An 8,367-nucleotide genomic window follows, 5' to 3' on the forward strand; every position below is an offset into this window, starting at 1 on the left:
ACTCAACGAGGCCACTCCGCCCTCGGCGGAAGACCACCCATCACCCGACTCGCCGCCTGACAACAACGTGTCAGGTCACAACACCTAGGACCAGGCGCCCGCCCTCAGGCGAGTGCTGACAGGGCGGCTGCGGCGTCGTAGCCGCCGAACCCGCCCAGCCGGCCGTCGCGCAGCATGTTCACCCAGTTCGGTTCGGTCAGCAGGGCTCGTCCGATCGCCACCACATCGAACTCGCCGGCCGCGAACTGTTCGACCACCCGGTCGATGGGAGCCGGCTGGATCACCTGGCCGCGTTTCTCCGCGCGGAACTGCGTCTCCAGCCCCACCGATCCCACCGCGATCACCGGCTTTCCGGTGAGCCTCTTGGTCCATCCGGCGAGGCTCACGTGCGGGTCGTGATCGGGGAACCCGGGTTCGTAGTGTCGCCGCGTCGAGGGATGCAGGACATCGACGCCGGCGTCCACCAAGGGCATGAGCAGCTCCTGGAGCTGTTCTGGGCGCTCGGCGATGGAGGCCGCGTAGTCGGTTCCCTTCCACTGGGAGAAGCGGTAGATGATCGGATAGTCCGGGCCCACCGCCGCGCGAATGGCCGCGACCACTTCGGCCGGAAAGCGCGTCCGGGCCGCCGGGGTGCCGCCGTAGCCGTCGGTTCGCCGATTCGTGCGCTCCCACAGGAATTGATCGAGCAGATATCCGTGGGCACCGTGGACCTCGACCGCGTCGAAGCCGAGGTCTCGTGCGGTGGCGGCACTGGCGGCAAAGAGCTGCGCGAGCTCGGCGAGTTCATCGGTCCGCAGCGCGCGGCCGCGGGGCCGCCCGAGCCCGTCGACGCCCGACGGGCCCACCGGTTGCACGCCGTCGTCGTCGCGGCGCTCCACGCCCTGGTACCACAGCTGCGCAGCGATCGTGGCGCCCTCGGCGTGGACTTGCTGGATGACTCGCGCCCACCCGGCGAGCACGTCGTCGCCCGCGAGCGTCGGCACGCTGGCGGGGTATCCCGCAGCCGGGTCCGGTAGCCGAATGCCCTCGGTGATGATCAGCCCGACACCGCCCGCGGCCCGCCGCCGGTAGTACTCGGCCACGTCGGCGCCCGGAACGCCGTCCGGGGAGGCCTGGCGGGTCATCGGTGCCATGGCGAACCGGTTGGGCACCGTCAGCGAGCGCACCGTCAGCGGCTGGAAGAGATCGTCTAATGCCACGGTGGGCTCAAACGTCCGGGCGGCCCGGACTATTCCGCCGGGCCTCAGAACAACCGGTACTCGTCGCTGTCCAGGCCGCGCATCGCGTCGTAATCCAATGTCAGGCAGCGGATGCCGCGGTCGGTGGCCAGCGTGCGTGCCTGTGGCTTGATCTGTTGGGCGGCGAACACGCCGCTGACCGGTGCCAGCAGGCTGTCGCGGTTGAGCAGTTCCAGGTACCTGGTGAGCTGTTCCACGCCGTCGATCTCGCCGCGCCGCTTGATCTCGACGGCGACCGCCCGTCCGTTCTCGTCGCGGCACAACAGGTCCACCGGGCCGATCGCGGTCATGTACTCGCGCCGCACCAAGGAGTAGCCCTCGCCGAGCAGCTCGACATGTTCTGCCAGCAACGCCTGCAACTGCGCCTCGACGCCGTCCTTGACCAGGCCGGGGTCGACACCCAGTTCATGGCTGGAGTCGTGCTCGATCTCCTCGATGGTGATCCGCAGCTGGTCGCCGGTCTTGTTCGCCACCACCCAGACCGGGCACTGGCCGTCGGTCTCCTCGGTGAGCCGGCACGGTGGGCTCATCCAGTTCAGCGGCTTATAGGCACGGTCATCGGCGTGCACACTGACCGAACCATCGGCCTTGAGCAGCAGCAGTCGCCGGGCGGACGGCAGGTGTGCGGTGAGCCGGCCGACGTAGTCGACGGTGCACTGGGCGATCACGAGTCGCATCCGAACCACCTTAAAGGCCCAGCCGAGCAACTATTCTTACGCCACGATGAAGCAGCCGAAGACGATCGCGCAGCGGCTGGGTCGAGTGCTGGAGTTGCTCACCCGTCAGAGCGGTCGGCTGCCCGAGACACCCGAGTACGGCTCGTGGCTGTTGGGCCGGGTTTCGGAAAGTCAGTACCTGCGCCGCATTCGCATCCAGTTCATCTTGACGGTCGTGGTCGTGGGGACGAATCTGACCGGTGTCGCTGTGGAGGTTCTCCTGGTGACGGTGGCTTTTCCGGTGCCCAGTGTGTTCCGGGACGCCCCGGGCTGGCTGACGTACGGGTTGGCGCCGGGCTATGTGCTCACCGCATTGGTCGTCGGCACCTTCGGGGTCACCCGGCAAACCATCAAGAAGCTGCGCTGGGCCATCGAGGAACAGCCGCCGACACCCGAGGACGAACGCAACGCCTTTCTCACACCGTGGCGGGTGGCACAGGTCGTGCTGGCCGCGTGGGGAGTGGCCACCGTGGTGTTCACCGTGCTGTACGGGATGGCCGACAAGGTCTTCATTCCCATCATCGGGTTCTCCCTGTGGGTCTGCGGCACCCTGGTCTCCACCGCCAGCTACCTGTTCACCGAGTTCGCACTGCGGCCGGTGGCCGCCCAGGCGCTGGCCGCCGGACCACCGCCACGACGCATGCTCTCGGGCATCATGGGCCGGACCATGATGGTCTGGTTGCTCACCTCGGGAGTCCCGATCCTGGGCATCGCTTTGGCCGCATTGTTTGCGATGGTGCTCAAGAACCTGACTTTGGAACAGTTGGGCGTCGCCGTGCTGATCACCTCGGCGACCACGCTCACATTCGGCTTCCTGCTGATGTTGATCCTGGCCTGGCTCACCGCAACTCCGGTGCGGGTGGTGCGCGCGGCTCTGCAGCGCGTCGAACAGGGTAATCTGCAAGGCGATCTGGTGGTGTTCGACGGAACCGAACTCGGCGAGCTGCAGAGCGGGTTCAACGCGATGGTGCACGGATTGCGGGAGCGTGAACGAGTGCGCGACCTGTTCGGCCGCCACGTGGGGCGCGATGTCGCCGCGGCCGCCGAGCGCGACCAGATTCAGCTGGGTGGCGAAGAGCGCCACGTCGCAGTGGTTTTCGTCGACATCGTCGGTTCGACCCAGATTGTGACCGCCTGCCCCGCAACGGAGGTGGTCGCACTGCTGAACCGCTTCTTCGAGGTGGTGGTCGATGAGGTCGACCGCCACCACGGACTGATCAACAAGTTCGAGGGCGACGCAACGCTGGCGATCTTCGGCGCACCGAACCACCTCGATCAGCCCGAGGACGAAGCGTTGGCCGCGGCACGGGGCATCCTGTACCGGCTGGCCGAGGAGGTGCCGGAGATCCGGGCGGGAATCGGGGTGGCGGCCGGGCAGGTGGTGGCCGGAAACGTCGGCGCCAAGGAACGCTTCGAGTACACCGTGATCGGCGAGCCCGTCAACGAGGCCGCCCGGCTCTGCGAGTTGGCAAAAGCCCAACCACTGCCACTGTTGACCACGGCCAAGACCATGTACGCGGCCAGCATCAGCGAACAGGCCCATTGGGTGGTCGGTGATTCGATCGTGTTGCGCGGCTACGAAGAACCCACGGTGCTGGCCGGCCTGCTCTAACCCCGCGGTTGCTCCCACTGCGCGGTCTCGGCCAGCGCCTCCTCGACAGAGGCGAACACCTGCCCGGTGTAGGCCGCCGGGTCGGGCGTCACCGAACGGGCCGGGTCGACCAGCAGGCCCCGCTTGCCCAGTGCCCGCAACTCCTCGGCCAGCCCCGCAAGCAGCCCACGCGCGGGTTCGCTGATCGTGTGCAGCCGCGAGACATCGAAGATCGCAACGTCGAACTCGGCGCACTCGCGGGTCGCCGTGCGGGCCACCTGTTCTGCCCCGGCGAACAACAGGTCGCCGTGCACCTCGTAGACCCGGATTCCCGGGCGCGGTGAATACACGCCGCGGATGGCCGCGTGCGCGTCGCTGCTCACGGTCAAAAAATGCAGGCCGAGCTGACGAGAAAGGCTACGGCACACCAGCATCCCCCGCACACTGTTGCCCTTGGCATCGATCCGCGGCGAATAGACACCGATGCCGAGTTGGCCGGGCAGCACCGCCACGATGCCGCCGGCCACCCCGCTCTTGGCCGGCATCCCGACCGCGCTCACCCACTCCCCCGCCGCGTCGTACATGCCGCAGGTCACCATGACCGACAGCGTGCGGCGCACCACTTCCGCACCGGTGACCTGCCGCCCGGTCAGCGGGTTGAGGCCGGCCCGAGCCAGTGTCGCCGCCATCCGGGCCAAGTCCGTACTGGTGACCTTCAGCGAACACTGGCGGATGTAGAGGTCCAGGGCGTCGTCGGGATCAGAGCCCAGGGCGCCGAAACTGTCCAGCAGGTAAGCGATCCCGCGATTACGGCTCCCACTGGCCCGCTCGGAGGCGTAGACGGCGTCATCGAAGTCCAGGCTGCGTCCGGCACACGCACTGAAGAATTCCCGGACAACGGCGAACCGGTCGGCGACGGTCTTGCCGGGGATCAGCGAGCACGCCACGATCGCACCGGCGTTGATCATCGGGTTCTTGGGCACATTGGTGACCTGATCGACACTGATCTTGTTGAAGCCCTCACCGGACGGTTCCACACCGATCCGCGCGTCGACGGCGGCCTGGCCGAGCTGGTCGAGGGCCAGCGCGTAGGTGAACGGCTTGGAAATCGACTGCATGGTGAACTGCGCCCCGGCGTCACCGGACTCGTAGACGTAGCCGTCGGAGGAGGACAACGCCAGTCCGAACCTGGCGGGATCGACCTGCGCGAGTTCGGGGATGTAGCTCGCCAGGTTCCCGTCGTGCACCCCGGCATGTTCGGCGAGAATCCCGTCCAAGTACCGCTGTACCAGTGCCGCCACGCACCGATGCTAGCCCGCACGGCACACGGCGGCCCGCCACTGTCGTGTCGTTTTTCCGCTAGTGCGGGCGGCGGGCGCATGTCATGGTTGAACGGTGCACGACGACTTCGACCGCTGCTATCGCGCTGTGAAGTCCAAGGATGAGCGCTTCGACGGCTGGTTCATCACCGCGGTGCGCTCGACCGGGATCTACTGCCGGCCCAGCTGCCCGGCGCGCACGCCGCTGCCGCCGAATGTCCAGTTCTACCCCACCGCCGCGGCGGCCCAGCGGGCCGGATTCCGCGCCTGCAAGCGCTGCCGGCCGGACGCGGCACCGGGATCGCCGGAGTGGAACATCCGCGGCGACGTCGTAGGGCGGGCCATGCGGTTGATCGCGGACGGCACGATCGACCGGGAGGGCGTCGGCGGGCTGGCCGCTCGCCTCGGCTATTCCACCCGCCAACTGCAGCGGTTATTGCAGGCCGAGGTGGGCGCCGGTCCTCTGGCGCTGGCCCGAGCGCAGCGCGCCCAGACCGCCCGCATCTTGATCGAAACCACTGACCTGCCGTTGGGCGATGTCGCCTTCGCCGCGGGTTTCGCCAGCATCCGGCAGTTCAACGACACCATCCGCGCCGTATGCGCCACCACGCCGTCGGTGTTGCGCAGCACCGCCGCGGCGCGTTCGCCCGCCCCGGACCGCCGCGAGGGACCGGGCCCGCAAGTGCTGTCGCTGCGGCTGCCGGTACGCACCCCCTTCGCCTACGCGGGAGTGTTCGCGCACCTGGCGGCCTGCGCGGTTCCCGGCTGCGAGGAGGTACGCGACGGCGCCTACCGGCGCACCCTGCGCTTGCCGCACGGCAACGCCGTCGCCGGCCTGCGGCCCGCCACCGACCATGTCCGGTGCCAGCTGGCCCTCGACGACTTCCGGGATCTGACCGCCGCGATCACCCGCTGCCGACGGTTGCTGGACCTCGACGCCGACCCGCAAGCCGTCGTCGACGTTCTGTCGGCCGACCCCGATCTGGCGCCCCTGGTGGCCCAGGCACCGGGCCAGCGGATCCCGAGGACCGTCGATGAGGCCGAGCTCGCGGTGCGGGCGGTGCTGGGTCAGCAGGTCTCGACCGCGGCGGCACGAACCCACGCCCATCGGCTGGTGGTGGCGCACGGTCAGCGGCTCCACGATCCAGACGGTGGACTGACCCACGTCTTCCCGTCGGCGGAATGCCTCGCCGACCTGGATCAGGAACGGCTGGCCCTCCCCCGCACGCGCCGGCGGGCACTGCTGGCCCTGGTCTCGCACCTGGCCGACGGGACGCTGAGTCTGAGTCCGGGCTGCGACTGGGAACGCGCCCGCCGCGACCTCCTGAGGTTGCCCGGGATCGGGGCCTGGACCGCGGAGGTGATCGCCATGCGGGCGCTCGGCGACCCCGACGCCTTCCCCGCCACCGACCTCGGTGTGCAGGCGGCTGCACGCCGGCACGGCCTGCCCGAGAGCCCGCAGGCGCTGATCGGACGCAGTGCTCGGTGGCGGCCCTGGCGCGCCTATGCCACCCAGCACTTATGGGCCGGCCTCGATCATGCCGTGAACGCCTGGCCGCCGGCAGCGAAGGAGATCGCATGAGCACTTACCGGATCATCGACAGCCCGCTGGGCCCGCTCACGCTGGCAGGACGCGGCGATACGCTGCGCCATCTGTTGATGCTGGATCACGCGCACGCTCCCGACCGGGCGGGCTGGGTCCGCGACGACACCGCGTTCGCCGCTGCCGTTGAGCAGCTCACCGACTACTTCGCCGGCGAGCGCACCGAGTTCGACCTGGAATATGAGATGGTCGGTACCGAATTCCAGCGCCGCGTCTGGACCGCTCTGCTGACCATCCCGTACGGCCAGACCCGCTCCTACGGTCAGCTGGCCCTGCAGATCGGAGCCCCCACGGCTTCGCGTGCAGTGGGTTTGGCCAACGGCCGCAATCCACTGTCGATCATCGTCCCGTGCCACCGTGTCATCGGCAGCACCGGCAGCCTGACCGGGTACGGCGGCGGCATCGACCGCAAAAGAGCATTGCTGGACCTGGAGCGCCAGCGCAGCCAGGCCACGCTGTTCGGTTGAGACGGCTTAATCCGGCATGGGGTATTCGGTGGTGTCGGTGAAGCCCTGGAAGAACTCCACCAGACCGGTCAGCGCTTCACTCAGCGTGGGGGTGGGCGTGTCGATGGCGCCCACGATGTAGCCCTCTTGAATGACTCCGGCCAGCGACGGGTGCTCGATCAACGGGATGATCTGGTAGTTCTCCGGGTCCAGCAACGTCGCGATGGCGTTGCTGATGCCCTGCTGCACCCCGTTGCCCAGCGCGGTGAACAGCTCACCGAGGTCGACATTCGGGAACAGTCCCGAGCCCGCCGGCACATCGACATCGCCGGGCGGCCAGCCGTTCTCGATGTTGCCGTAGCCGAGGTTCACCAGAATCCGGGTGACCGGCTCCCACAGCTCATACAGCGGCTGGCCGATGAACGGGATCAACTGCAGCGGGGCCAACACCGGCAGCAGGTCCGAGGTAATCATGTAGAAGCTGGCCAGCGAGTCCGGGTCCGACGTCGGAAGTTCGATGGCCGAGGCAACCTGCTCTGGGGTGGCGCTCAACAGCACCGAATGGCCGTAGATGAAACCCAACGCCGCGTTCAAGGTCGCCAGCGGGTTGAAATAGGTCGGCTGGAAGGCCACCGGGTCGTATTCGTAGTTGTAGACGTCGGTGCGATACAGGTCGGTGGGCACGCCGCTGGTTCCCGGCGAGCCGATCAGCACGAACCGCACCAAGTCGTCGGATACGCCCTCGTCGGCGAGCCGCTCCATCAGGCGGACGGAGATCGAGGCGCTCTGCGAGTACCCGAATACCACCACCGGGTTGTCAGCATCCACCTCGCCGCCATTGATCTGGCCCATGACCGCGTTGTAGAGGATCTGGCCACCGACCGCCTGGGAAGTCGAGCTGACGTTCTCCGGGGTCCACAGCGAGAACAGTTCGCCACCGAATCCGTGCGGCTGCAGGTACAGCGTGTCGACAGCATCGAGGTAGCGGTCCGACGGCTGCGGCATGCCGGTGCCGCCCATGATGTAGGCGATGCCGTCTCCGAGCGCTGTGCCGTTGCCTGTCAACGAAACCGCGGTGGACTGCGCGCCGGCGGGCGGCGCCACCACCGGTGCGCCGGCGAATAAGCTCGCCCCTGCGAGGGTCGCGACGAGCGGCAGACAAGTATTAACGCGCACGCAGATCCTCCTGGAACGTTTCTCAGCTAACGCTTAAAGGTATCGCCTCGCGACGTATCCAGCAACAGCAGTCCGGTCGGTCTGCCTGCGCCGGCGATGCCCGTCGCAGCCGGACGGCCCGGTCGATTCTCGGCAGCCATTCTCCCGCGTTGCGCAAGCCCGCGAATGCGCGTGAATACGCCCGAATGCACAAATGCCTGTGCCCCCCAATTTCTTGGGGGGCACAGGGCTTTATGTTGTGTTCGGCGGTGTCCTACTTTTCCACCCGTGTGGGCAGT

At 67.9% G+C, this 8,367-nt stretch carries 7 protein-coding genes; 3 read left to right on the forward strand and 4 right to left on the reverse strand.

What is annotated here, in order from left to right:
* Positions 1-104: 104 nt before the first annotated feature.
* Complete coding sequence (locus LI92_RS17800; RefSeq protein WP_046321234.1) at positions 105-1,199, reverse strand: NADH:flavin oxidoreductase; 1,095 nt, start codon at positions 1,197-1,199, stop codon at positions 105-107.
* Between the two features lie 44 nt (positions 1,200-1,243).
* Positions 1,244-1,915 carry an endonuclease NucS gene (nucS, locus tag LI92_RS17805; protein ID WP_046321236.1) on the reverse strand — a complete coding sequence of 224 codons (672 nt, stop codon included), beginning with the start codon at positions 1,913-1,915 and terminating at the stop codon, positions 1,244-1,246.
* A gap of 46 nt (positions 1,916-1,961) precedes the next feature.
* Between nucS and LI92_RS17810 the strand changes: the two genes are divergently transcribed.
* A complete protein-coding gene (locus tag LI92_RS17810; RefSeq protein WP_046321244.1) occupies positions 1,962-3,566 on the forward strand; it encodes an adenylate/guanylate cyclase domain-containing protein in 1,605 nt (534 codons plus the stop codon).
* Here LI92_RS17810 and glsA read toward each other — a convergent pair.
* On the reverse strand, positions 3,563-4,846 hold the full coding sequence (glsA, locus tag LI92_RS17815; protein ID WP_046321237.1) for a glutaminase A: 1,284 nt from the start codon (positions 4,844-4,846) through the stop codon (positions 3,563-3,565). The genes LI92_RS17810 and glsA overlap by 4 nt on opposite strands.
* 94 nt (positions 4,847-4,940) lie before the next feature.
* Here glsA and LI92_RS17820 point away from each other — a divergent pair, with 94 nt between their 5' ends.
* Both LI92_RS17820 and LI92_RS17825 read left to right on the forward strand, forming a co-directional pair.
* Positions 4,941-6,446, forward strand: coding sequence for a DNA-3-methyladenine glycosylase 2 family protein (locus LI92_RS17820; protein ID WP_046321239.1), 1,506 nt, complete (start codon positions 4,941-4,943; stop codon positions 6,444-6,446).
* Positions 6,443-6,934, forward strand: a complete 492-nt coding sequence (locus LI92_RS17825; RefSeq protein ID WP_046321240.1) for a methylated-DNA--[protein]-cysteine S-methyltransferase — start codon at positions 6,443-6,445, stop codon at positions 6,932-6,934. Before LI92_RS17820 ends, LI92_RS17825 begins: the two co-directional genes overlap by 4 nt.
* Positions 6,935-6,940: 6 nt before the next feature.
* Here the strand turns inward: LI92_RS17825 and LI92_RS17830 are convergent, their stop codons facing one another.
* Positions 6,941-8,020, reverse strand: coding sequence for a PE-PPE domain-containing protein (locus LI92_RS17830; protein ID WP_046321242.1), 1,080 nt, complete (start codon positions 8,018-8,020; stop codon positions 6,941-6,943).
* Between the last annotated feature and the right edge of the window lie 347 nt (positions 8,021-8,367).

Source organism: Mycobacterium sp. UM_Kg1, from assembly GCF_000972925.1.
Classification (GTDB): Bacteria; Actinomycetota; Actinomycetes; order Mycobacteriales; family Mycobacteriaceae; genus Mycobacterium; species Mycobacterium hiberniae.

Coding starts and splice junctions, on each gene's coding strand:
- nucS (WP_046321236.1), bottom strand. CDS start 1,915: ATGCGACTCGTGATCGCCCAGTGCACCGTCGACTACGTCGGCCGGCTC.
- LI92_RS17810 (WP_046321244.1), top strand. CDS start 1,962: ATGAAGCAGCCGAAGACGATCGCGCAGCGGCTGGGTCGAGTGCTGGAG.
- LI92_RS17825 (WP_046321240.1), top strand. CDS start 6,443: ATGAGCACTTACCGGATCATCGACAGCCCGCTGGGCCCGCTCACGCTG.